Raw genomic sequence first — 23,376 nt, 5'->3', positions numbered from 1 at the left:
GCTTTATTATTCTGTCGGGCTACGGATGGCCCAAAACTCCATATCGAGACCCGGAAACTCCCCTGCGAGATGCAGAGCGAACGCACCGGACTTATCCATCTCGTGCCAAAGCTCACTGCCCTTCTCCAGCTCGAAATAGCTGTAGCCCGCGTGCCACGGTATTTGCGGCGGGGCGACCGGCATGGCGCGCAGCATAATGCCCGGCAGCTGTAGCTGAACCAGATCGCGGATTTTCGAGACCGGTGCCACCTTCATCTGGGCCGGGAAATGGGTTTGCAGGTGTTCGCCCGGCACGTTGGCTTTCACCGCCAGCACGAAGCCGAACTCGCGCACCATGCTGGTCTCCGGCACGGTAGCGATGTTAAGACCATGGGAACGCTCGTTGAGCGGCAGCTGGATGGCGTGATCTTCCATCACCAGCGACAGACCCTGACGCAGCATCAACATCAGCTTGCTGAAGCAGACCGCCAGATCGTCATGGTCATACACCGGGAGCACGCTCTCCGCTGTGCGTTGAGAGGTCCAGGTGGCAAGTTCCGTCGCAAACGGCAGCCAGCTGCGCCACAGCGTTTCCGGGTGGATCAGCGGCAGGGTTTTTAAATGGGATATCTCACCGAGATGACGGTTAACCAGCGAAAGCAGCGTGAACTCAATCAGTTCGGAGGTATTAAAGCGGCCGGGCTGGCGCAGACGTCCACCAATCTGCTGGCTGCGCTGGACCAGTAGCCCATGCAGATCGTTAATCATGCTGTAGATCTGCGGGCTGTTGTTGGCATTCAGCATCGGCGGAATGTAGCTGTTATCCAGCCGCACGTGGTTGTCGTTGCGTTTTTCGCTCACAAAGGCCACGCCGATAGCGGTCCACTCTGCCGTGAGATCTTTTTCCAGCATCAGGGTTAAACGCAGGCGGCCAAACTGTACCGTGGCATCGCCCACTGACATGGCATTATCGTCTTCGACGTCCTGTTCAAAAGCGAGGTAACGCGCCAGCGAGGCCTGCTCTTCACTGAAAATCACCTCTTCGCGTTCGCCGCGGCGAACCGGCAGCGCAAGCACCACCTTCTCATTGGTGAGATTGTCAGGGATCTTCAGCGGTACCGGGCCGTTGCGGCCGTTGCGCACCTGGAAAAACGTGCCGTCAGGCAGTAACCCGCTGCAGTAGCTCAGTGCAATGCAGCCCTGGCGGAGCATCGCGTCGTCCAGCTCAACGTCGAGAAAGCCCCACAGATACGATCGCTGCAGCGCACCCCATTCACGAATGTGGTTCAGCAGGTAACTTTCTGTCCGCTGAAAATGGTGTGGACGCAGGAACATGCCTTCGGTCCAGACGACCTTTTCTGCTTTCGTCATGATGATGTGTTTCCTGTTATGAAGCGCGTTACTGGCTGATGACCCGGATACCGTTCACGTCCAGGAAGACGTTGGCGATGAGTTCATCTGCGGACCCTTTCCAGAACTGGTAGAAATGGTTTTCGCCGGGAACAGGCAATGGGATTGAGACGCGCCATTTTTTCCCGTCCAGCGTCTGATATTCCGCCATCACGCCGATATAGCGTGCCTCGGGCGAGCTTTGTCCACTCAGGGTTTTCGAAAGCTGGCCCGGCATCAGGAAGAACACATCGCTGTTAAGCAGATTCGCGCCAAGCGTGGCTGACGCGTTGTTCTGCAGGGAATAGAAGTCGCTGGACATGAAATCCGCATCGGATTTCAGCAGCAGCACTCTGACCTTTAATGGCGCAGAATCATTGATTTGGGGGTGAGCCTGAAACTGCAGATTGTAGCGGGAGGGGTCGCTGTGTGAAGACGACGTACAACCACTCAACAGGGTGAAAATCACCGCAAAAAATGCTAACCCGAGCTGATGAAACGTTTTTGTATTCATAAAAAATACGCTCTTGAAACCCGTTTAGTTCAGGATCCAGGTGCCGTTTGCGCTGTCTTTGCAGGCTTTGCTGTTGCCATCGACGTCAACACAGGTTGCTTTCTTACGCGCTTTTGGACGGATCGCCTGTTTACGCACGGTGGCTTCGTACTGGTCGGCCTTGATGACGGCGCGCATTGGGACGTAACCAATCAGCTGTTCGTTCCCTTCGTCGGCAAGCGCCATCCAGAAGTGTTCAACCTGACCCAGCACCACGTAGGTTTTGCCGGTCTCGAGCGTGCGGATCACTTTTCCGCCGTAGTCCGGACGGCTCATCAGGGATGCGGGGTACATGGCGCGATAAGGCTCATTCACCTGGGTGAACTCTACCGGAGGCAGCACAACATGACGGTGAGTTAAGGTGACGCCGTTAACCTGACTGGTCACGATAGTATCGTCAGTGATCACAGGTTTCTGCGGCGCTTTACAGCCCGCCACCGCCATTACAAACAGAAGTGAAAACAGTACGCGCATTTTCATATGCTTTTCCGTAGCGATATTTCGATGATGGAGATAAGGAGATGAAGTTTGACTTAAGTGCTATTGTTAAAACAGTCAGGATATTTTCGGGGCGTTACTATTTTAAAGGCATAGCTACCGCACGAGCCCTTCAGAATAAGGCCCAGCGTCTTCCTGACATATTTTGACAAACGGTAAACAAGTTTACATGAGCTTCGCATCAATTCAATATTTACCGTTACGTAACTGTTGGTAAATGAAGCAGACGATAGATTATAGGATTAATCTTAATAAAAAATTATACATGGCCTACCCCCTTTAATTTATTCATCTCAAACCCATACAACCATTTGTTTTACATAACAAAAACACAAAAGAGAACCACTTTCATTAACGCAATGTCGCTATTATCGCCACTACCATAATTAGTAGAATTCGCGTATTGGTGATGTCAAAAGAACATATCGCCGATGAATTATTTGTTGCATTAACAGGGTATCTTTAATATTTCACGTACTTTACGCTCAGAATGGGCCTATTTCACTGATGCCGCCCGGCGTTAATTTCACGGCTCAAAATAACTTTATATTTCCCGCTATGATAATTTCCCTTTAAGGCATAAATTATATCCAATAATCATTAAGCCAGAGTTAACCTTCCTGCCATTATCGCCACCGAAAAATGCACGCGATTACCCGCCAGCTGTGAACATTGTCTATTTCTCCCGCTCAGGCGCTTCATTCGAAGTTTTACTGTTGCTACATCCTTGCCTGTTCACCACCATCTATCTCACCTACCGAGTGATAGATAAGATTTATTATTAAAATGATAAAAATTCGTTATAATTTCTTTAAATCTTTAAACATCACACCATATAAACCACTGTAATAAAAAGAATTCATAAGCAGCAATTTTCTCTACCGCATGCGCACAGCCAAACGGTCGTCATTGCTTACGCTTATTGTCCTCTGCAGTGCTTTTATGGGTCAGATGTTGTGTGACCGAACAAATCAGGAGTGGGTATGAACACGAAAAGACGCGCAGTTCCCGGTATCAGGCACTATGACGGCCCCGCCGGAGGCTGGGGCGCGTTAAAAGCGACGGCCATCGCGGTACGTACCCAAATGGATACCCTGGACGCTCCCGCGACGCTGCTGCGCACCAACCAGCCGGACGGTTTTGACTGCCCGGGCTGCGCGTGGCCTGATAAGGAACATAAATCGACGTTCCAGTTCTGCGAGAACGGCGCGAAGGCGGTGACCTGGGAAGCCACCAGCAAACGCGTTACCCCCGCGTTTCTGGCGGAAAACAGCGTCGCTTCGCTGCTGGCAAAATCGGACTTTGAGCTGGAAGGCTACGGTCGCCTGACGCATCCCCTGCGCTATGACCGGGCAAGCGATACCTTCCGCCCTGTCGACTGGGACGAGGCGTTTCAGCGTATCGGCGAAGTCTTGCGCGGGCTCGAACCGGACCAGGTCGAGTTCTATACCTCCGGGCGCGCCTCTAACGAAGCGGCATACCTGTTCCAGCTCTTTGCCCGCGAATACGGCACCAATAACTTTCCTGACTGCTCGAATATGTGCCACGAGGCCACCAGCGTCGGCTTGCCGCGATCTATCGGGATCGGGAAAGGCACCGTCTCACTGGACGACTTCGATAAGACCGAACTGGTGATCTCCATCGGCCATAACCCTGGCACCAACCATCCGCGAATGATGGGCACCCTTCATGAGCTGGCACGTCGCAACGTGCCGATTATCGTCTTTAACCCGCTGCGCGAGCGCGCCCTCGAACGTTTTGCGGACCCGCAGAGCGTGATTGAAATGGCGACCTACAGCTCCACGGATATCGCCTCGACCTATTTCCAGGTGAAAGCCGGGGGCGATGCCGCCGCGCTGAAAGGGATTGCTAAACACCTTCTGGAGATGGAGGCCGAACGCGGTGACGTGCTGGATCGCGCCTTTATTGCCGAACACACGCAGGGCATTGAGGACTTCAGCGCCGATATCGCGCAAACCCGCTGGGACGACATTGAGCGCGAGTCGGGCCTGAGCCAGGCGGCGCTTAAGAAGGTGGCCGAGGCCTATGCGAAATCAAATGCCACCATCATTACCTACGGGATGGGTATTACCCAGCACAATAAAGGCACGGCGAACGTCCGCCTGATTGCCGACGTGCTGCTGCTGCGCGGGAACATCGGCAAGCCCGGCGCGGGTATCTGCCCTCTGCGCGGCCACTCAAACGTGCAGGGTAACCGGACCGTCGGGATTAGCGAGAAACCCACACCGGCCTTCCTGAACCGTCTCAAGGACGTATTCGGCTTTGAGCCGCCGTCTCACCACGGACACGATGCGGTGCAGGCCACGCAGGCGATGATTGACGGTCGTGCGAAGGCGCTTATCTGCCTCGGCGGCAATTTTGCGGTTGCGATGCCCGATCATGAACGGGGCTTTCCGGCGATGGGTAACCTGGAGTTGAGCGTGCACGTTGGCACCAAGCTGAACCGTACCCATCTGCTGGTGGGCAAAGAGACCTTTATTTTCCCGTGTCTCGGCCGCACCGAGCTGGATATTCAGGCCACCGGCCGTCAGTCCATTACCGTTGAAGATTCCATGTCGATGGTGCACGCCTCGTCCGGCAAGCTGAAACCCGCCTCGCCGTTGCTGCGTTCGGAACCCGCTATCGTGGCGGGCCTGGCGAAAGCCACCCTGCCGGAATCCCGCGTGGACTGGCTGACGCTGGTTGAGGATTATGACCGTATCCGCGATCTGATTGAGCAGACCATTCCTGGGTTCGAGGACTATAACGCGCGGATCCGCGTTCCCGGGGGCTTCCGCATGCCGCTGCCGCCAACGCAGCGTATCTGGCCGACCGCGACGGGCAAAGCAATGTTCTCGGTATTCGAGGGGGTTCATGAGAACGCCAGCGGTGAAGGCGAGCATGTGCTGCGTCTGATTACGCTGCGCAGCCACGATCAGTACAACACGACCATTTATGCCCTGGACGACCGCTACCGTGGGGTCTTTGGCCGCCGCGACGTGCTGTTTATGAACGAAGACGATATGGCACACTCAGGGCTGGAGCATGGCGACCGCGTGGATATCGAAACCGCCCTGCCCGGCAGCGTTCAGCGCCTGGAGGACATTACCGTGGTGGCGTACAGCATCGCCCCGGGATCCGTCGGGGCCTATTACCCGGAGGCCAACGTGCTGGTGCCACTCGATTATCTCGACAAGGACAGCGGGACGCCGTCTTATAAATCCGTTCCGGTTCGCATCACCCTGCGCTCAAAAGAGATCCGCATGCTGTAAGGCTGCTCGCGCAGAGAAAACGATGGATATTAAACAGTTAAAATACTTAATCGCACTCGACGAGACCCGGCACTTTGGTAAAGCGGCCTCGCAGTGCAACGTTACCCAGCCGACCCTCTCCATGCGCATCCGCAGCCTGGAAGAGGAGCTGGGGCTGGTGCTGATTGTGCGCGGGCAGCGCTTTGAAGGGTTTACGCCGGAGGGTGAACGCATCCTCGCGTGGGCCCGCGCGCTGCTGGCCGCGCACGACGGGCTGCAGGCGGAAGCCGCGCTGTGCAAAGGCCAGGTGGTGGGTGAATTACGGCTTGGGATGGTACCGCTGGCGAGCGTGGATCCGATGATCTTTATTCGCCTGCTGACGCAAAAATATCCGGAGCTGACCTACAGCCTCTATTCCATGTCCTCAGCGCAGATTGCCGACGGGGTCAGCCGCAATCAGCTTGAGCTGGGAATTTGCTATCTCAACAGCATCGACACCAGCCTGTTTGACATTATCCAGCTGCCAAAAACGAAGATGGGCCTGCTGCACGACATTCGCCATTTCCAGCCCGGCCAGGCAACGCTGACCTGGCACGACCTGACGGAATTTCCGCTGGGGTTCCTGACCAAAGGGATGCACTACCGGGCGCATATGGAGGCCAGCTTTAACGCTGCTGGCCTCGATCCGAAGGCCGTTTTCGAGAGCGACTCAACGTTCCAGATCATTCAGGCGGTTCAGAGCGGCGTGTGCTGCGCCGTGATGCCGCTGAACAACGGGCTGGAGGCACTGAACAACAATTTCAGGATTGTCCCCATCGCCGAAGCGAATATTGAGGCGCCTGTCGGCCTGATTATGCGCCGACAGAAACCCGTATCCTCGCTGGCGCTACGCTGTTTTACCGATGCACGGGAAATTTATCACGCAGTCAATGAAGCGTAGGCCTGGCGCGTCACCACGCTAAAACCGCCGATCAGCACCGCGTCGCAACTCTCCCGATGTTCCGGCGAACTCACCAGCGCGCGGAGCGCATCGCGAATGGCGTTAAGGGTTTCAGGCGAGGTGTTTTGCGAGGCGATCAGCGGCAGTCCTGGCGTCAGAGGGGTACGGTCAATGACCACCAGCCCCGCGAGCCGTTCCGGCTCATGGCGCTGCAACAGTGCCCAGGTTACGCAGTCGATGGCCGCAATGTCCCCCACCCCGTCTTTTACATCAATCAGCGACTGGCGATGGCTGCCGCTGAAAATCACCTGAGAAAAATAGTCATTGACCGTATCAGGTGCCACTCGTCTTCGCAGCGTGTTGTAGCCGGACTGGGAATCCGGCGCATTACACACCACCCGCCGCCCACGGAAATCGTCAACGCGCAGGTGTTTATCTTCTTCCCGCACCACCAGCAGGCTGCGGTAAGCGATCCCTTCGCAGCCCGGCGCCGCATAATGAAAACAGCCGACGACCTGCACGTCCGGCAACTGTGTGACCAGCGGATAACCGCAGGTCTGGCTAAGGATGAGTCCAGGCTGCTGCCAGTGCGTCAGTAAGTTCTCTTCCGGGATGCCCGGCACAAGATCGCCCACCGGCACACCGCGTGCCAGCAGCAAAGCGTGCACAGCTCGCCACAGCGCGTCGGTATCAGCCCGATTGACGGCATACATCGGAAACGCCAGCAGGTTACTCATGCTCTTCTCGCTTTATCCCCGGATGAACCGTGACATCCACGGCCTTATCCCAAAACTGTCGCAGCCACTGGCCGTATCCCTTGACCACAAAACCGTGATTCCGCTGCTGATACACCGCGCGGTTTTGCTGGTAGAGCGCCTTCAGACCATACCAGGGCACGCCTGGCAGATCGTGATGCACTGAATGGTAGTTGAGATTCAGGAACAACACCTGCCAGAAGATCCCGGCTTCGTTAATGACCGATCGCGCGAGAGGATCGTCTGCAGCGCGGTGCTCGAGGAAAGAGCGCACTTTGGTGAGCGCCAGCGCGGGATAGCTCACCGCCAGCACAAACCAGACCGGTGAAAAACCAACATGGCGCATCCAGACAAACAGCCCTGCCAACAGCACACCATGCACCAGCCACATCAACATCGCCCGCAGGTGCAGCTGGCGAAACACCGCCACGGCACTTCCCAGCGTCTGAACGATATCCAGCAACGGAGCCAGTAACAGCCGCCCCAGAAAAGTATTACGCACATGAATAATGCGCTTCTGCCAGGGCGTAAAACGCGCCCAGGTCTGTTCGGTAAAATAGTAAGATTCCGGATCGTCCACCGGTACCGTGAGATGATCGTTGCGGTGATGGGCCAGATGCGAGTCGCGGTACAGGCCATAGGGATACCAGACCGCCAGCGGCAGCGTACCGAAAAGCTGATTTAACCGGGGAAAGCGTGTCGGATGGCCGTGGATCAGCTCATGCTGAAGCGACATATACCACGCGGTAAACCAGATCAGCAGCACCGTGGCAGGCAGTAAACCGAGCGTCTGCCAGTACGTCAGGGTGGTAAACCAGCCGGTATAGATAGCGATAATTAACAGCCAGGTGGGAAGCTCGCTTCGCCACAGAAACCGCGCGGCAAGCCGGTGAATATGTTCTCGCTGTTGCGGGTGTAAATAGTGACTCATTCCTTCCGATGCCGTTCCGCCTGTCATTCTGTGTCCTGACGATCCGTGAAAACGGCTGAAATAACAAAGAACTTAAATCGCTTTGCTTTGCCAGAAATGGCGTTTATGCACTCTCTGCCTGTTGACTTATTTTGTAATAAAGCTACTTTTCAGGACATGAAAAAGATCCTGATTATTGTTCCCGACGGCGGCATGCTGTTTGAAGCCGCCGGTATCGCCGACATTCTGATGCAGGCCAACCGACTGCACCCGGAAGGTCTGTCTCACCCGTGTTACCGCATCATCATCGCCACCACGCAGCCCCATCAGGTGATCCACGGTCAATCCGGATTAAACCTGCTGGCAGATTATCGTCTGCCTGAACTGGATCCGCGCGAACCACTCGATACCATCATCATTACCGGCCGCGGCATGAATGACCTGGAGAGCACCGCCGTGGTGGACTGGCTGCATCTCGCTGCGCCCCATGCGCGTCGTATTGCCTCCATCTGCGGCGGCGCGATGCTGCTTGCGCAGAGCGGTTTGCTTGACGGACGGCGGGCAACCACACACTGGCGTCTGCTGGAGACGATGCAGGCCGCTTATCCGGCCATCAGGGTGGAAGGCGGCCCGATCTACGTTCAGGATGGGCCCATCTGGACCTCCGGCGGGGTCAGTTCCGGTTTCGACCTGACGCTGGCGCTGGTGGAAGACGATTACGGTTTCTCTCTCGCCCGCGACGTGGCGCAGGATATGGTGATGTACCTACGCCGTCCGGGCGGTCAGCTGCAGTTTAGCCGTTATAATTTGCAGCAGTCCGGCACCCAGGGGCCGATTAGCGAACTGCAAAGCTGGATCCTGCAAAACCTGACCGCCGATCTCTGCGTTGAGCGCCTGGCGGAAAGAGCGGCGATGAGTCCCCGTAATTTCACCCGCGTATTCACGCGGGATGCAGGGGTCTCTCCGGCCCGCTACGTGACGGAAGCGCGTCTAGCCGCCGCCCGACAGCTGCTTGAGCAAACCAGCGATCCGCTGGAGCTGATTGCTGAGCAAAGCGGGTTTGGCACCAGCATCAACCTGCGTCGTGTTTTCGAGAAACAGCTTCATCTCACCCCAACGGAATATCGCCAGCGCTTCCACTGCCGCAAGATGGCGTAATATGATCCTTTTTTGTCATTTACGCCATTCAGCCTGACGCCTACAGTGACTCCAGACAACAGAGATAAGGAGTGCATCATGGTTAAGGTCGGTATTAACGGTTTCGGCCGTATCGGACGTAATTTCCTGCGCGCGGCGCTGGGTAACCCGGATCTTCAGATAGTGGCCATTAACGATCTGACGGACAGCCAGACCCTCGCCCATCTGCTCAAATATGATTCCCTGCTCGGCACGCTGCAGGTACCCGTTGAGGCGGCTGACGGCGCGTTACAGGTGGACGGGCAGCGGCTCACCGTCTTCAGCGAACGCGATCCGGCAAACATCCCGTGGCGCGACGTCGGGGTGGACGTGGTGATTGAAGCCACCGGTTTCTTCACCGAACGCGAAAAGGCGGCGGTACATATCACCCACGGCGGCGCTAAGCGCGTCATCATCTCTGCACCGGGCAAAAACGATGACCTGACGGTGGTGATGGGTGTAAACCACGAGCTGTACGATCCGACCCTGCACGCCGTCGTGAGTAACGGGAGCTGTACCACTAACGGACTGGCTCCGGCAGCACAGGTGCTGCATCAGCAGTTTGGTATTGAGCACGGCCTGATGAACACCACGCATGCTTATACCAACAGCCAGGCGCTGCACGACCAGCCGGAGAAAGATCTGCGCGGTGCACGTGCGGCGGCCCTGTCGATTGTTCCTTACTCCAGCGGCGCGGCGAAGGCGTTGGGAAAAGTGATCCCTTCTCTTGACGGTAAGCTGACCGGGTATTCTCTGCGCGTCCCCGTTCCGGTGGTGTCAATTGTGGATTTGACGGTAACGCTGAGCCGTAACGTGACCGCCGACGAGGTGAATGACGCGTTCCGTCAGGCCGCGGCTAGCGGACCCCTGAAAGGGATCCTGGGCTATAGCGATGAACCGCTGGTCTCCAGCGATTACCAGGGCGACCCGCGCTCCTCGATTATCGACGGGCTGTCGACGCTGGTGATTGGCGGCAACATGGTCAAAATTCTGGCGTGGTATGACAACGAGTGGGGATTCTCAAACCGCCTGGTGGATCTGGCGGTGCTGATGGATAAGAAAGGGCTGTAAGCCTTAGCTTGATGCCGGGTGGCGCTTGCGCTTACCCGGCAAATAATTCACTCCGCTTTTACTTTCACGCCCATAAACACAATCACCATTGCCGTCACCAGCAGGAAACCGCTGCCCGCAAATACGCCGCTGGCACCGTTGAGGTCGAATACCGCCCCGCCACCCGCCGCGCCTGCGCTTATTGCTAGCTGAATAGAGGCTACCAGCAAACCGCCTGCACTTTCGGCTTCATCAGGGACGGTGGTTGCCAGCCAGGTTGACCAGCCCACCGGTACCAGGCCAAAGGCAAAGCCCCAAAGCGCAACCAGTAAACCGTCCAGCATCGCCAGATGACCAAACGCGACCATCATCAGCGCCAGTACGCCCATGGCGAACGGCACCAGTGCCAGCGTCAGGCGCAGATTTCGTGCCAGCAGATGTCCGGCAATGGAGGTGCCGACAAAGTTGGCGATACCAAAGCCAAGCAGGATCAGCGAAATCGTTTCTACGCTTGCCTGACCGACGGTCTCCAGGAAGGGGCGCAGATAGGTAAAGAAAGCAAAATGGCCGCTGAAAATCAGAATGGTTGCCAGCATCCCGCCGATCATCCCCGGACGACGCAGCACCCGGAACAGGGTTCCCAGGCTGCCGCTGCTCTCCGGCTTCATCGACGGCAGGACCCAGACCTGCCACAGCAGAGCCGCCACGCTCGGCACTATGCAGAGAACAAAGACGTTACGCCAGCCAATCAGGCTGCCCAGATAACTTCCCAGCGGCGCCGCGACAACCGTTGCAATGGACACGCTGGAGAAAATCACCGCCAGCGCTTTCGGCACCTTATCGGCAGGTACCAGCCGCATCGCCGTAGCGGTCGACATCGCCCAGAATCCTCCGATAGCAACGCCCAGCAGCAAACGCCCCATAAGCAAAACGTGCAGGGTTGGCGCAAAGGCCACCAGCAGGCTGGAGATGATTTGCAGCACCGAAAAGAACATCAACACCCAGCGACGGTCAATACTTTTGGTGGCTGGCGTAATCAGCAAACCGGTGACCAGTGCCACCAGCGCCGTTGCCGTGACGGCCTGCCCGGCCATCCCTTCTGTTACACCGAGACTGGCAGCCATTGGCGTGAGTAAACTGGCGGGCAGAAACTCCGCCGTGATCAAACCAAATACGCCCAGCCCCAGCGAATAGACCGCTCGCCAGGCGGGTTTTGCAGGCGCTATCGCCTCGCTCGCCGCGACACATGACCTCATCTGTTGATCTCCCGTTATCAAAATGTGACTAATGTCGCAAAAGCATAGAGTGTTCCCCATGGACGATCTATGACATATAATCTCCACTTATTGATTATTCGTCCGGAGTTGTGCGATGACCGTTCAGTCACCCGATTTGATCAGCGAGCTTTTACGCGGCATGCGCCTTTCTGGGGTGAAATACCGGCGAATTGAAGCCAGCGCGCCATTTGGTGTGGCGTTCCATCAGGCGCCCGGTAAGGCGCAGTTCCATTTCGTCAGCCACGGCAGCGCGCTGCTGCGTATGGAGAGTGGCGCAACCTTTGAATTAAGCGGTGGCGATGCGCTCTTTATCCCGAACGGCAACGCCCATGCCCTGCTCTCTGACGCGCAGGCTCCCCTTACCCCGGTGAATGCTTTCCCAAGCGAGCCTATCTGCAGCTCGGTCTGCGCGATTGCCTGTGAGCCCTGCCCGGACGGCGAGAACACGATTATCTTTAGCGGATGCATGGATTTTGAGCTGGGCGGGATGCAGCCGCTGATCAAGGCCATGCCGGAGGTGATGATGGTGAGCAGGCTGATGTCCACCTGGCCCGAGATCCACCCGTTGCTGGCGGCCATGGAGCGAGAATCCATGACCCGTCAGGTGGGCTTTGCCGGGATCCTGGCGCGTCTGGCTGACGTCGTCGCGGCCTTAATCGTGCGGGGCTGGGTCGAAGCCGGATGCGGCAAAGCCACGGGCTGGGTACAGGTGCTGCGCGATCCCCGCCTCAGCAGAGCAATTTATGCCATGCACCAGCAGCCCGGCCTGAACTGGAGCGTGGCTGAGCTGGCAAAAGAAGCGGGCACCTCCCGCTCCGTGTTTGCCGAACGGTTTCTGTCCGCGACGGGCACGACCCCAGCCAAATATCTCAGCGAACTGCGAATGCGGCTGGCTATTCAGTACATCCGCCATGAAAACCAGCCCATCGAAACGGTCGCGCTGCGTCTGGGTTACGGGTCTCTGGCAGCATTTAGCCGGGCATTTAAGCGCATTATTGGACATGCGCCGGGCACGCTGCGGGAAGCCAGCCAGACCCCGGAAGAGGTCTGACTGACCGACCGGCTAGCATCAGAAATAGTATTTAAAGCGCACGCGGCCACCGTAGCGGTCGTCGTTTTTATTGTCACCCTCTTTCGGTGATGCGTTGACCCAGGATGCATACGCGCCCAGATAGATGTTGAAGTTTTTCATCTTCATGACGTTCGGGATCAGGTACGACGTATGGATGGTATGAATGTCGTACTCGCCCGGGTCGGTGATCCAGCAGTCGTTTTCACACTCGGCGTCAAACGTTGAGGTATTAAACTCGTCGATTTCGTTATGGGCGTAGATATAGCCCAGTTCGAAATTATGCCATAAGGCATTAATGCCTGAGGTAAAATCGGTTTCGCCCGTCGCGTCCAGGTAAGCCGTATTGAGGTTCATGACCACGCCATTTTCCGGATCGGTTTTGAGCCCGTCCCAGGTCAGAGTAAATCCGTAGCCGGTTCGGTCTGACTGATCGACCCAGCGGCCTGCGTCGTCACGATAGCCGTAAGCGTTGTTCACCAGGTTGCTCTCCATGGCGATCGCAGTTGAAAACGGTCCATTTTGCCATGAGATGACCGGACGCACGTAGGCCACATTTTTATCGTTCTCAAGCTCTGCGCCGTGATAGCGCTGGTCGACGTACAAATCGCTGCCGTCTTTGAACAGGGTATTCAGCTCAAAATACCAGTTATCCAGCGTCTTGCTCATCAGGAAGTTGCCCCCGCTGTCGGTTCGCCCGCGCCCTTCTTTTAGCATATAGATATAGCCGTAGCCGTCGCTGTAGAGATCGTCCGCGGTATTTCCTGAGTATTCCACAAAGGTATCCTGATTGAGCGGGAACATATCGTAGGCCTCGAAGCGCCCGACCTTAATTTCCCAGTCGTTCTCAGCGCCAAAGAAGAATACGGCATCATCGAGATACATTTTTCCGACAAGATCGCCGAGAGGCTGAACGGAGAAACCAGCAAAATTGCCGTTATCCATTTTACGATAACCATCAAAGCCTAATAAAATACGTCCATTAATATCCCAACGTTCCTTATCTCCCGGCGCCCAGTCGCTATTAGCACTTTGCTTAACGGACGTCAGGCTGCCTGTTTTACTGGCGGCATCCATATTAAATTCAACGTCGCCATAAAATTTAATATCACCATATCCCGAAAGCGTCAGTTTTGGCGGTGCCGTCCCGCTCACCGGTTCTTCCGATTGTACAACCACAGCGGATTCAGCCTGCGCCGCGGTCGCCTGCTGCTGTTTAAGCGCCTGAATTTGCGCTTCTAGTTGCGCCAGTTTTTCTTCCACGCTTGTCGAGGGTTGTGCAGCGAAAAGTGCGCCAGAATAGAACGCACTCATCAGAATTACCGTTTTCTTTAATTTCATAGAATCCATCCTGATTATAGAAGTGAATACCTAAATAGTGAACCTCGCCATTTCGACCAAATACCATCGGAGGTGCCATTATGTTTTTTGATAAGCTAATTATGAATTTTAACTTGTGTGATCGGCATAGAAGAAACATCTCACGATTAATAAAAGAAAGACAACCCACTTCACACTCTTATTTTATTAACCACACCTATATTTTAATGTGGAATATATATGATTATTTAAAGGTATAATTTTTTTAATTCCATTCACATAACAAATTCATTCCTATCGGACGGGCCGGACGAAGCGGTAAATCGTCTGGTTATGTGAAAAATGGGATATTCAACACGCGAAGCGGGCAATATTCGTCTAAGGTTTTCAGGTGATTGACAACAGCGGTCACGCTGTTTAGTGAAGACAGGAGACGAACTCATGATAAGACCTCGTACACTACGCCCTGCGTTCTTGCAGCTTGCGCTGGGAGGCGCGCTGATCGGCGTAACAGCACTCGCTTATGCTGACCAGCCCCCTACAACCCAGACAACCTCACCCGATATTTTGCTGGGTCCTCTGTTTAATGATGTGCAAAGTGCCAAACTGTTTCCCGATCAAAAAACGTTTGCTGATGCCGTACCCAAAAGCGACCCGCTGATGATCCTGGCGGATTATCGGATGCAGCACGCCCAGTCCAGCTTTGACTTACGCCACTTTGTCGAGATGAACTTCACGCTCCCCGCGGAAGGTGAAAAATATGTTCCGCCTGCTGGACAAAGTTTGCGTGAGCATATTGACGATCTCTGGCCTGTACTGACCCGCACCACCGATAAAGCCAGCAACAAGTGGGATTCGCTCCTGCCGCTACCGAAACCTTACGTGGTGCCCGGCGGGCGTTTCCGCGAGGTGTATTACTGGGACAGCTATTTCACCATGCTGGGCCTGGCCGAAAGCGGCCACTGGGACAAAATCAGCGATATGGTGGACAACTTCGCCTATGAAATTGACACCTTCGGCCACATTCCTAACGGCAACCGCAGCTATTACCTGAGCCGTTCGCAGCCGCCGTTCTTCTCCCTGATGGTCGAACTGCTGGCGACGCATGATAAAGATGCGTTGAAAAAGTACCGTCCACAGATGGAAAAAGAGTATGCCTACTGGATGGAGGGCGTCGATGGCCTGCAGCCGGGCCAGGCCAACAAACGCGTGGTGAAGCTGGATGACGGGACAATCCTCAACCGCTACTGGGATGACCGCGATACCCCGCGTCCTGAATCCTGGCTCGATGATGTAAACACTGCGAAAAACAACCCTAACCGCCCGGCGACGGAAATTTACCGCGATCTGCGCTCGGCAGCCGCGTCAGGCTGGGACTTTAGCTCTCGCTGGATGGACGATCCGCAAAAGCTTGGCACCATCCGCACCACCAGCATTGTGCCGGTGGACCTGAACGCCCTGATGTTCAAGATGGAGAAGCTACTGGCACGGGCAAGCCAGGAGGATGGCGATACCGCCGGTGCGAGCAAATATGAGGCACTGGCCGCTTCGCGCCAGAAGGCCATCGAGAGCCATCTGTGGAATGAAAAAGAGGGCTGGTACGCGGATTACGATCTCAAGAGTAAAAAGGTGCGTAATCAGCTCACCGCCGCCGCCCTGTTCCCGCTTTACGTGAAGGCGGCGGCACAGGACCGCGCGGATAAAGTGGCTGCAGCGACCTCTTCACGCCTGCTGAAGCCGGGCGGCATTACGACCACCACCATCAACAGCGGCCAGCAGTGGGATGCGCCAAACGGCTGGGCACCGCTGCAGTGGGTTGCAACGGAAGGATTGCAGAACTATGGCCAGGACAAAGTGGCGATGGACGTGACCTGGCGCTTCCTGAAAAACGTTCAGCACACCTACGACCGCGAGAAGAAGCTGGTGGAGAAGTATGACGTCTCGTCTACCGGCACTGGCGGAGGCGGCGGTGAATATCCGTTGCAGGATGGATTTGGCTGGAGCAACGGCGTGACGCTCAAGATGCTGGATCTGGTGTGTCCGAAAGAGAAACCGTGCGACAGCGTGCCGGAGAATCAGCCTGCGGCGAATGATGACGCCGCGCCTGCGAAAAGCGCGGCGCAGTAAGGGTATTGCCGGGTGGCGGCTACGCCTTACCCGGCCTACACGTGCTCCCCCTCTCCCTCAAGGGAGAGGGGTAAAGCTCATCAGAAGCTGTAACTCGCCCCTAACTGGAACGTCCGGTCACGCCCAATCCAGCAGTTGGTTGCGTCGTAACAGGTCAGCGTCTCTTTATTGGTGATGTTCTGCGCGCTGGCTTTCACCGTCAGCCCTTCCAGAGACGGCAGGACTTCGCCCATGCGGTAAGAGGCCGCCAGATCGTACTGCGTGGTGCCCCCAAGTTTGCCCGCATCGTTACTCGGTGAAATTTCCATCGGCCCGGTATAGCGCGCGCCAGCCCCCAGCATTAACCCTTTCAGCGGCGTACTGTCGAAGGTGTAATCGCCCCACAGGTTAAAGGCATTCTCCGGCACCTGTGTTGGACGCTTGCCCTGGTATTTATCATCTTCCGTATTGATCGCGTGGGTGTAAGCGTAGTTCGCAATCAGCGTCAGGTTATCCGTCGGACGGCTGACCGCCGACAGCTCAGCCCCTTTGGATTCCACTTCCCCGGTCTGACGGTAGTTGAGGAAGCCGGGATCGGAGGTGACGACATTTTTCTGGCGAATGTTAAACACCGATGCGGTAAAGGTGGTGGCGTAGTCCGCCAGCAGGTATTTCACCCCGCCCTCAACCTGCTTGCTGGTGGTTGGCTTGACGTCTTTGGCGACGAGTGTCCCCTGTGGGGATACCGGCGCAAAGCCTTCGGAATAGCTGATGAACGGCGAAATCCCGTTGTCGAAGGCGTAAAGCGCCCCCAGACGTTTGGTGACCCGATCCTGAGAGACATACGCTTTGTCGCCGTTTTGCAGATAATTCGTGGTCACGGAGCGGTAATCGTCATAGCGCAGGCTGCCCAGCAGGTTTAATCCGCCGAACTCCACCTGATCCTGCAGGTAGTAGCCGTTCTGCTGATAGCTCAGACGGTTTTTCTGGGCGGTATACAGCCCCAGCGCGCCTTCATCGATCTGCGCGTGGTCAGGATTGCGCATATCAATACCCGGTGTTGAGGAGGCGTATCGGTAGTGGAAGTGCGAGTTCAGCTTCTGATAGTCAAACCCGGCCAGCAGATGATGTTTCCATTCCCCCAGCGCAACCGTTTTAGTGACCTGGTTGTCGATGTTGAAGCTCTGAAGGTCTTCATCCGTGGTGTAAGCAAAGCGATTGAGTTGATAGACCTCGCTCCCAGGTCCGGTTGAATATACGCTGCGCTGATGGGTATCCACGTCGAAGTAGCGCGCTTTCTGATTAAAGCCCCAGCCGCTATCAAACTCATGTTCAAAGCTGTAGCCCAGCATCCACTGGCGCTGTTTGAATCCGCTCCACTCGTCTCCGGCATAGTCCCGGCGATCGGCGTAGCTCGAGCGCAGATAGGCGAGCGGCAGCGGGTCGGACGGCGACAGGCTCGGGGTATTTTGCGCCAGCGCATCAATGGTGAGACGCGTTTTGCTGTCCGGCTGCCAGGTCACTGACGGTGCCACGAGATAGTTTTCGTAGCGCGTGGTGTGCGGCTGGTCGTCATTTTCCGTCGCTTTCCCCAGCAGACGGTAGTTCCAGTCGCTGTCAGCGATTTGCCCGGTTGAATCGAGGTAGCCCTCTTTCAGGTTACGGGTGCCGGTGTTAAAACCCACCTCGGTACGGGAGGCTTTTTGCGGCTTCTTACTTTGAATATTCACCAGCCCACCCGGCGAGCCGCCACCGTACAGCACTGAAGAGGGACCTTTCAGAATATCAACGCTCTCAATCAGCAGCGGATCGATGCGCGCTTTGGTGTTACCGGTGACGTTATACGGCAGTTGCAGACCATTATAGAATTCCTGGTCAACGGTAAACCCGCGGATTTTGTATTCGCTCATGTACGAGGTACTGCCCCTCACCTCGGTCGAGACGCCCGGAGCATAGCGCAGGATTTCATTCACGGAGTTCGCGTGACGCTTTTCTATCTCCTGCTCAGAAAGGGTATTGATCACCTGCGGCGTTTTACTTTCAGCCACCGCCGATTTGGTCGCACTGTTCGTCCATGAAGGAAGCGCGCTGCCCTGCTCTGCGCCCGTGACTACAATAGTCGATTCTTCGGCAAAAGCCTGTGCCTGCAATGCCAGCGCCACGGCTCCTGCCAACGCACATAACGCAAAACGTGAGGTATTCATAATTGTCGTCTTTGTTATAGATAGTACCGGGAACGACAATTATTATCATTTCGATTAGCAAATCAATACGCGGATAAAAAAAACGGCCCTCAGGTGAGAGCCGCTTGTGAAGATGTTATGCCCGTCGGAGTAACCGGAATATGCCCAGTACAACGATCGCGCCGACCACCGCGACCAGGAAACTGTGGAGATCGAAACCGCTGATGCTGCCGCCAAAGCCAAACATCGTTGCCAGCCAGCCGCCGACAACCGCCCCGACCACACCGAGTACACAGGTCAGAATAAAGCCGCCACCATCATTTCCCGGCATGATCAATTTGGCGATAGCGCCGGCAATAAGACCAAAGATAATCCAGGCGATGATACCCATAGCGATGCCCTCTTGCAGGTTTAACGCATGCACGGAAAACCTTCCGCGCTGGTGACTTAAGTATAGGTCATCGCCCGAAAATCATTTTCATCTCACCGACTTAAATTACGGCGGCCAGTAAAAAAAATCACCGGTTTGTATTAAGTTTCATTTCAGATTGCCGATAACGCAGAGACAGTCTGTCAAATATCAAGGAGCAATCTGGCGTGAGTAATTACAGTGAGCAGTTCCTGAAACAAAATCCGCTGGCTGTATTAGGGGTATTACGCGACCTGCAAAAAGGTGAAGTGCCGCTACGCATGCGTTGGTCAAACAATCAGTTTATCAGCAAGATCCTGGACGTGTCGTCCGACCGTCTGATCGTCGACCTGGGCAGCCAGGAGCATGAGAACCGCGCCGCACAGCGGGCGGAAAAAATCTCGGTGATGGCTGAAACCCACGGCGCAAAGGTGGAGTTTATTCTGCCGCGACTTGAATTAAGCGAATATCTGGGGCTGCCTGCTTTTACCTCGCCGCTGCCTGATAACCTCTGGTTTGTCCAGCGTCGGGAATATTTCCGCATCAGCGCCCCGCTCCATCCCGCTTATTTTTGTCGGGCAAAAATGCCGGATAAAAAAGAGATCCGCTTCCGCCTTTTTGACCTGTCGTTGGGCGGCATGGGCGCGCTGATGGATACCCCAAAACCTGACGGGCTGGTTGAAGGCATGCGATTCACGCAGATTGAGCTGGATATGGGCGGCTGGGGACGGTTTTATTTCGATGCACAGCTGATTGCCATCAGCGAGCGTAAAGTGGTGGACAGCAAGAACGAGACCATTTCCACACCCCGTCTGAGCTTTCGCTTTCTCAACGTGGGGCCGGGTGCAGAGCGCGAGCTTCAGCGCATCATCTTCTCTCTGGAGCGAGAGGCGCGGGAACGGGCGAATAAAGTCTTGTGAGGGGCGTCGGGCAGCGAGGCCGCCCGACAACGGCGTTACATGGCGTCCATCGCTTTCTGTACTTTCCAGATATACCGAGGTGCCTGCGGTGACGGGTGGTTCTTCACTACATGTTCAAAGAACTCGTCTTTGTCCATGTCGTTTATCTCTTCAATCGCCTCTTTACGGTCGGACGAGAAGGTTCTGAGCAGCGCACCGGCACCGTTCACGTAGGAGACCACCAGCGCGTACTGCATCACTTCAGGATCTTCAATCCCCTTCAGCACGCCGTGTTCCAGAATGCTCAGGTAAGCTGTTCCCATCGAGATGTTGCGTTCCGGGTTTTTCAGCTCGCTGGTCGACGGCTGACCGCGCCAGCCCATATAGCGGTAGACTTCTTTGCCTGCCGTTGATGCTTTAAGCTGCATCAGCCCCACCGCGTTGGATTTACTGACGAGCGTTGGGTTGCCGCCGGATTCCACGGCAATGATCGCCGTGACCAGTCGCGGGCTCACGCCCCAGGCCTTCCCGGCTTGTTCGCTGATCGGCATCCACTGCATGGCCCGTTTCACCGGCACTTCCGGGTTCCAGGGCGGATTTTGATAATCATGTTTTGAACTACAGCCAGCAAGCAACACAATCAAAAAAGCAAACCATCTCAATTTCACGTCATCTATCCTTATAGCCGGTCATCGCAGTGCGCCGCCTCTTGAAGCAGGCGGCGTATAAGCGGCATGATATAGACAATTAGTTTCTCATTCAGCAAGGAATTGCCATGTCTCAGTTTCATCTCATCGCGCCATCGGGTTACTGCATCAACCAGGACGCGGCACAGCGGGGCGTTCAGCGCTTACTGGAATCCGGCCATCGGGTAGAAAATCAGACTATTATCCCCCGCCGGCTGCAGCGTTTTGCCGGAACAGAAGTGCAGAGACTGAATGATATCAACAACCTGGTGAACCTGAAGGGCGCTAACCAGATTGTGCTTGCGGTGCGCGGCGGGTATGGCGCGAGCCGATTGCTGGAGAGTATCGACTGGCAAGGCCTGGCAAAACGCCAGCAGCACGATCCTCTGCTGATTTGTGGACACAGCGATTTCACGGCGATCCAGCTCGGCCTGCTGGCACTGCACAACGTCATTACCTTCAGCGGCCCGATGCTGGCCGGTAACTTCGGCGCGCCGGAGCTGGATGCGTTCACCCAGGAACATTTCTGGCGCGCGCTGCAAAATTCGACCTACAGCGTTGAGTGGCAGGGAAATGGGCCGCACTGGGAATGTGAGGGCCAGCTCTGGGGTGGAAACCTGGCGATGCTGGTGTCGCTGATTGGCACGCCGTGGCTGCCACAGATTGAGGATGGCATCCTGGTGCTGGAAGATATCAACGAGCATCCGTTCCGCGTCGAGCGCATGCTGCTCCAGCTTTACCATGCGGGCATTCTCGCGCGACAGTCCGCCATCGTGCTCGGCAGCTTTAGCGGCTCGGCACCGAATGACTATGATGCAGGCTACTCCCTTGAGACGATGGTTGATTTCATCCGCTCGCGGCTGGATATACCGGTGATTACGGGGCTCGATTTTGGCCATGAGCAGCAGACCGTTACCCTGCCGCTGGGCGCTCAGGCGACGCTGACGCATAATAATTCAGGCAGTCGGCTCACTCTCAGCGGCCATCCGGTCTTAAAGGCATAAAAAAGCGCTTAAACCGCCTCAATAAAACGCTGTTCCTGTCGTTAATATGTTAGGGTTTTAATAACAGCGTTAACATTGAGGTGGGAGTACGACAACATTGGATGCCGCAGCAATAATCAGCCTTTTCATTCTGGGTTCTGTGCTTGTAACCAGCAGTATTTTATTGAGTTCATTTTCATCACGTCTCGGCATACCTATTCTTGTTATTTTCCTTGCCATCGGCATGTTGGCTGGCATTGATGGCATCGGCGGTATCCCATTCGATAACTACCCTTTCGCTTACATGGTGAGTAACCTGGCGCTGGCGGTGATCCTGCTGGACGGCGGGATGCGCACCCAGGCGAGCTCTTTTCGCGTCGCATTAGGGCCTGCGCTGTCGCTCGCGACGGTCGGCGTGTTGATTACCTCCGGCCTCACCGGGATGATGGCCGCGTGGCTTTTCCATCTCAATCTCATGGAAGGTTTGCTGATCGGCGCGATTGTCGGTTCAACCGACGCCGCTGCGGTATTTTCCCTGCTTGGCGGTAAAGGGCTAAACGAGCGCGTCGGCTCAACGCTTGAGATTGAGTCCGGCAGTAACGATCCGATGGCGGTGTTTCTCACCATCACGCTGATTGAGATGATCCAGCAGCACGAAACCGGATTAAGCTGGATGTTCGCGTGGCATATCCTGCAGCAGTTTGGGCTGGGGATTGTTATTGGCCTGGCAGGGGGATACCTGTTACAGCAGATGATCAATCGCATTTCGCTGCCCGCGGGGCTTTACCCCCTGCTGGCGCTGAGCGGCGGAATTCTGATTTTTGCCGTCACCACCGCGCTGGACGGCAGCGGCATTCTCGCCGTCTACCTCTGCGGTTTCCTGATGGGCAACCGGCCGATTCGTAACCGCCATGCCATTTTGCAGAACTTCGACGGCCTGGCGTGGCTGGCGCAGATCGGCATGTTCCTGGTGCTGGGCCTTCTGGTCACGCCATCCGACCTGCTGCCGATCGCCGTTCCGGCGCTGCTGCTTTCTGCGTGGATGATCTTCTTCGCCCGTCCGCTCTCGGTGTTCGCGGGTCTGCTGCCGTTTCGCGGCTTCAACCTGCGCGAACGGGTGTTCATCAGTTGGGTGGGCCTGCGCGGCGCGGTGCCGATTATCCTTGCGGTGTTCCCGATGATGGCCGGTCTGGACAACGCGCGGCTGTTCTTTAACGTGGCGTTCTTCGTGGTGCTGATCTCGCTGCTGTTCCAGGGAACGTCCCTCGGGTGGGCGGCGAAAAAGGCCAAAGTGGTGGTGCCGCCCGTTGGCTGGCCGGTCTCCCGCGTGGGGCTGGATATTCACCCGGAAAACCCGTGGGAGCAGTTTGTTTACCAGCTCAGCGCCGACAAATGGTGCGTGGGGGCCTCACTGCGCGATCTGCATATGCCCGCCGAAACGCGCATTGCCGCCTTGTTCCGCGATAATGCCCTTCTGCACCCTACCGGCAGCACCCGCCTGCGCGAAGGGGATATTCTGTGCGTCATCGGCCGCGAGCGCGACCTGCCCGCGCTGGGCAAACTGTTCAGCCAGTCGCCTCCTGTCGCGCTGGACCAGCGGTTCTTCGGCGATTTTATTCTTGAAGCCAGCGCTAAGTTTGCGGATGTGGCGCTGATTTACGGGCTGGATGAGGGACTTGAGTACCGCGACAAGCAGCAAACGCTCGGGGAAATCATTCAGCAGCTGCTGGGCGCTGCACCCGTCGTCGGTGACCAGGTGGAGTTTGCCGGGATGATCTGGACGGTTGCGGAGAAAGAAGATAACGCGGTGAGAAAAGTCGGGGTCAGGCCGATGGAAGAGGAAACGGAGTAGTTGTTTTTTTGCCGGGTGGCGGCTTCGCCTTACCCGGCCTACAAAACCCTCGAAGGTAGGTCGGGTAAGCGTTAGCGCCACCCGACACAAC

General features: G+C 56.1%; 19 protein-coding genes and 1 pseudogene. 9 read left to right on the top strand and 11 right to left on the bottom strand.

Annotation, left to right across the window (positions count from 1 at the left end; genetic code table 11):
* Positions 1-6: 6 nt before the first annotated feature.
* Genes tssK through AC2T6E_RS10290 form a run of 3 tightly spaced genes read right to left on the bottom strand, consistent with a single transcriptional unit; the run spans position 7 to position 2,401 of the window.
* A complete protein-coding gene (tssK, locus tag AC2T6E_RS10300) occupies positions 7-1,350 on the bottom strand; it encodes a type VI secretion system baseplate subunit TssK (RefSeq protein ID WP_010432817.1) in 1,344 nt (447 codons plus the stop codon).
* Between the two features lie 28 nt (positions 1,351-1,378).
* Positions 1,379-1,882, bottom strand: coding sequence for a type VI secretion system lipoprotein TssJ (gene tssJ, locus AC2T6E_RS10295; RefSeq protein WP_108417624.1), 504 nt, complete (start codon positions 1,880-1,882; stop codon positions 1,379-1,381).
* A gap of 24 nt (positions 1,883-1,906) precedes the next feature.
* Entirely contained in the window at positions 1,907-2,401 is a 495-nt protein-coding gene (locus AC2T6E_RS10290) for an SH3 domain-containing protein (protein WP_120158019.1), read from the bottom strand.
* A gap of 1,001 nt (positions 2,402-3,402) precedes the next feature.
* On the opposite strand from AC2T6E_RS10290, the gene AC2T6E_RS10285 reads away from it, so the two are divergent.
* Positions 3,403-5,691: an FdhF/YdeP family oxidoreductase gene (locus tag AC2T6E_RS10285; protein WP_265185941.1), complete on the top strand. Its 2,289-nt coding sequence runs from the start codon at positions 3,403-3,405 to the stop codon at positions 5,689-5,691.
* A gap of 22 nt (positions 5,692-5,713) precedes the next feature.
* Positions 5,714-6,610, top strand: a complete 897-nt coding sequence (locus tag AC2T6E_RS10280) for a LysR family transcriptional regulator (RefSeq protein ID WP_126816341.1) — start codon at positions 5,714-5,716, stop codon at positions 6,608-6,610.
* Here AC2T6E_RS10280 and AC2T6E_RS10275 read toward each other — a convergent pair.
* The gene (locus tag AC2T6E_RS10275) at positions 6,589-7,347 is read right to left on the bottom strand and encodes a phosphate/phosphite/phosphonate ABC transporter substrate-binding protein (RefSeq protein WP_126816340.1); all 759 of its coding nucleotides are present in this window, start codon (positions 7,345-7,347) and stop codon (positions 6,589-6,591) included. The two genes, AC2T6E_RS10280 and AC2T6E_RS10275, sit on opposite strands and share 22 nt — an antisense overlap.
* The gene (locus AC2T6E_RS10270) at positions 7,340-8,296 is read right to left on the bottom strand and encodes a fatty acid desaturase (RefSeq protein WP_265185944.1); all 957 of its coding nucleotides are present in this window, start codon (positions 8,294-8,296) and stop codon (positions 7,340-7,342) included. The genes AC2T6E_RS10275 and AC2T6E_RS10270 overlap by 8 nt, the downstream gene beginning before the upstream one ends.
* Before the next feature lie 156 nt (positions 8,297-8,452).
* Here AC2T6E_RS10270 and AC2T6E_RS10265 point away from each other — a divergent pair, with 156 nt between their 5' ends.
* Positions 8,453-9,433, top strand: a complete 981-nt coding sequence (locus AC2T6E_RS10265) for a GlxA family transcriptional regulator (protein ID WP_253179486.1) — start codon at positions 8,453-8,455, stop codon at positions 9,431-9,433.
* 78 nt (positions 9,434-9,511) lie between these two features.
* Positions 9,512-10,522: a type I glyceraldehyde-3-phosphate dehydrogenase gene (gene gap / locus AC2T6E_RS10260; RefSeq protein ID WP_126816337.1), complete on the top strand. Its 1,011-nt coding sequence runs from the start codon at positions 9,512-9,514 to the stop codon at positions 10,520-10,522.
* Positions 10,523-10,569: 47 nt separating this feature from the next.
* Here the strand turns inward: gap and AC2T6E_RS10255 are convergent, their stop codons facing one another.
* Positions 10,570-11,757, bottom strand: coding sequence for an MFS transporter (locus AC2T6E_RS10255; RefSeq protein ID WP_214606231.1), 1,188 nt, complete (start codon positions 11,755-11,757; stop codon positions 10,570-10,572).
* 115 nt (positions 11,758-11,872) lie between these two features.
* Between AC2T6E_RS10255 and AC2T6E_RS10250 the strand changes: the two genes are divergently transcribed.
* Positions 11,873-12,829 carry an AraC family transcriptional regulator gene (locus AC2T6E_RS10250; protein ID WP_214606232.1) on the top strand — a complete coding sequence of 319 codons (957 nt, stop codon included), beginning with the start codon at positions 11,873-11,875 and terminating at the stop codon, positions 12,827-12,829.
* A gap of 18 nt (positions 12,830-12,847) precedes the next feature.
* Here the strand turns inward: AC2T6E_RS10250 and AC2T6E_RS10245 are convergent, their stop codons facing one another.
* A complete protein-coding gene (locus AC2T6E_RS10245; RefSeq protein ID WP_486691555.1) occupies positions 12,848-14,188 on the bottom strand; it encodes a carbohydrate porin in 1,341 nt (446 codons plus the stop codon).
* Positions 14,189-14,608: 420 nt separating this feature from the next.
* On the opposite strand from AC2T6E_RS10245, the gene AC2T6E_RS10240 reads away from it, so the two are divergent.
* The gene (locus tag AC2T6E_RS10240; RefSeq protein ID WP_486691553.1) at positions 14,609-16,294 is read left to right on the top strand and encodes an alpha,alpha-trehalase; all 1,686 of its coding nucleotides are present in this window, start codon (positions 14,609-14,611) and stop codon (positions 16,292-16,294) included.
* Positions 16,295-16,374: 80 nt separating this feature from the next.
* Here AC2T6E_RS10240 and AC2T6E_RS10235 read toward each other — a convergent pair whose 3' ends face one another.
* Both AC2T6E_RS10235 and AC2T6E_RS10230 read right to left on the bottom strand, forming a co-directional pair.
* Positions 16,375-18,477, bottom strand: coding sequence for a TonB-dependent siderophore receptor (locus AC2T6E_RS10235; RefSeq protein WP_278435327.1), 2,103 nt, complete (start codon positions 18,475-18,477; stop codon positions 16,375-16,377).
* 115 nt (positions 18,478-18,592) lie between these two features.
* On the bottom strand, positions 18,593-18,847 hold the full coding sequence (locus tag AC2T6E_RS10230) for a GlsB/YeaQ/YmgE family stress response membrane protein (protein ID WP_010432765.1): 255 nt from the start codon (positions 18,845-18,847) through the stop codon (positions 18,593-18,595).
* Between the two features lie 206 nt (positions 18,848-19,053).
* On the opposite strand from AC2T6E_RS10230, the gene ycgR reads away from it, so the two are divergent.
* Positions 19,054-19,785: a flagellar brake protein YcgR gene (gene ycgR, locus AC2T6E_RS10225; RefSeq protein ID WP_042717465.1), complete on the top strand. Its 732-nt coding sequence runs from the start codon at positions 19,054-19,056 to the stop codon at positions 19,783-19,785.
* 35 nt (positions 19,786-19,820) lie between these two features.
* Here the strand turns inward: ycgR and emtA are convergent, their stop codons facing one another.
* Positions 19,821-20,432: a membrane-bound lytic murein transglycosylase EmtA gene (gene emtA / locus AC2T6E_RS10220; protein ID WP_010432759.1), complete on the bottom strand. Its 612-nt coding sequence runs from the start codon at positions 20,430-20,432 to the stop codon at positions 19,821-19,823.
* Positions 20,433-20,539: 107 nt separating this feature from the next.
* On the opposite strand from emtA, the gene ldcA reads away from it, so the two are divergent.
* Together ldcA and AC2T6E_RS10210 are read left to right on the top strand one after the other, a co-directional pair.
* Positions 20,540-21,454 (top strand): muramoyltetrapeptide carboxypeptidase, encoded by a 915-nt coding sequence (gene ldcA, locus AC2T6E_RS10215; protein WP_486691550.1) that lies wholly within the window; start codon positions 20,540-20,542, stop codon positions 21,452-21,454.
* A 97-nt stretch (positions 21,455-21,551) separates the two neighbouring features.
* The gene (locus AC2T6E_RS10210) at positions 21,552-23,285 is read left to right on the top strand and encodes a potassium/proton antiporter (protein WP_108417611.1); all 1,734 of its coding nucleotides are present in this window, start codon (positions 21,552-21,554) and stop codon (positions 23,283-23,285) included.
* On the opposite strand, the pseudogene AC2T6E_RS10205 reads toward AC2T6E_RS10210, so the two are convergent.
* Positions 23,223-23,366: pseudogene (locus tag AC2T6E_RS10205) on the bottom strand (hypothetical protein); the annotation flags it as partial. The gene AC2T6E_RS10210 and the pseudogene AC2T6E_RS10205 sit on opposite strands and share 63 nt — an antisense overlap.
* Positions 23,367-23,376 lie beyond the last annotated feature (10 nt).

It is taken from the genome of Enterobacter sp. B79-1 (assembly GCF_057444735.1).
This window is presented reverse-complemented; position numbering and strand designations above follow the sequence as displayed.

Excerpts from the sequence above, each read along its gene's own strand:
- tssJ (WP_108417624.1), bottom strand. The coding sequence starts at position 1,882 with ATGAATACAAAAACGTTTCATCAGCTCGGGTTAGCATTTTTTGCGGTG.
- AC2T6E_RS10250 (WP_214606232.1), top strand. The coding sequence starts at position 11,873 with ATGACCGTTCAGTCACCCGATTTGATCAGCGAGCTTTTACGCGGCATG.
- AC2T6E_RS10280 (WP_126816341.1), top strand. The coding sequence starts at position 5,714 with ATGGATATTAAACAGTTAAAATACTTAATCGCACTCGACGAGACCCGG.
- gap (WP_126816337.1), top strand. The coding sequence starts at position 9,512 with ATGGTTAAGGTCGGTATTAACGGTTTCGGCCGTATCGGACGTAATTTC.
- tssK (WP_010432817.1), bottom strand. The coding sequence starts at position 1,350 with ATGACGAAAGCAGAAAAGGTCGTCTGGACCGAAGGCATGTTCCTGCGT.
- AC2T6E_RS10270 (WP_265185944.1), bottom strand. The coding sequence starts at position 8,296 with ATGAGTCACTATTTACACCCGCAACAGCGAGAACATATTCACCGGCTT.
- AC2T6E_RS10230 (WP_010432765.1), bottom strand. The coding sequence starts at position 18,847 with ATGGGTATCATCGCCTGGATTATCTTTGGTCTTATTGCCGGCGCTATC.
- AC2T6E_RS10235 (WP_278435327.1), bottom strand. The coding sequence starts at position 18,477 with ATGAATACCTCACGTTTTGCGTTATGTGCGTTGGCAGGAGCCGTGGCG.
- AC2T6E_RS10290 (WP_120158019.1), bottom strand. The coding sequence starts at position 2,401 with ATGAAAATGCGCGTACTGTTTTCACTTCTGTTTGTAATGGCGGTGGCG.
- AC2T6E_RS10255 (WP_214606231.1), bottom strand. The coding sequence starts at position 11,757 with ATGAGGTCATGTGTCGCGGCGAGCGAGGCGATAGCGCCTGCAAAACCC.
- ldcA (WP_486691550.1), top strand. The coding sequence starts at position 20,540 with ATGTCTCAGTTTCATCTCATCGCGCCATCGGGTTACTGCATCAACCAG.
- AC2T6E_RS10245 (WP_486691555.1), bottom strand. The coding sequence starts at position 14,188 with ATGAAATTAAAGAAAACGGTAATTCTGATGAGTGCGTTCTATTCTGGC.
- AC2T6E_RS10285 (WP_265185941.1), top strand. The coding sequence starts at position 3,403 with ATGAACACGAAAAGACGCGCAGTTCCCGGTATCAGGCACTATGACGGC.
- AC2T6E_RS10275 (WP_126816340.1), bottom strand. The coding sequence starts at position 7,347 with ATGAGTAACCTGCTGGCGTTTCCGATGTATGCCGTCAATCGGGCTGAT.
- AC2T6E_RS10265 (WP_253179486.1), top strand. The coding sequence starts at position 8,453 with ATGAAAAAGATCCTGATTATTGTTCCCGACGGCGGCATGCTGTTTGAA.
- AC2T6E_RS10240 (WP_486691553.1), top strand. The coding sequence starts at position 14,609 with ATGATAAGACCTCGTACACTACGCCCTGCGTTCTTGCAGCTTGCGCTG.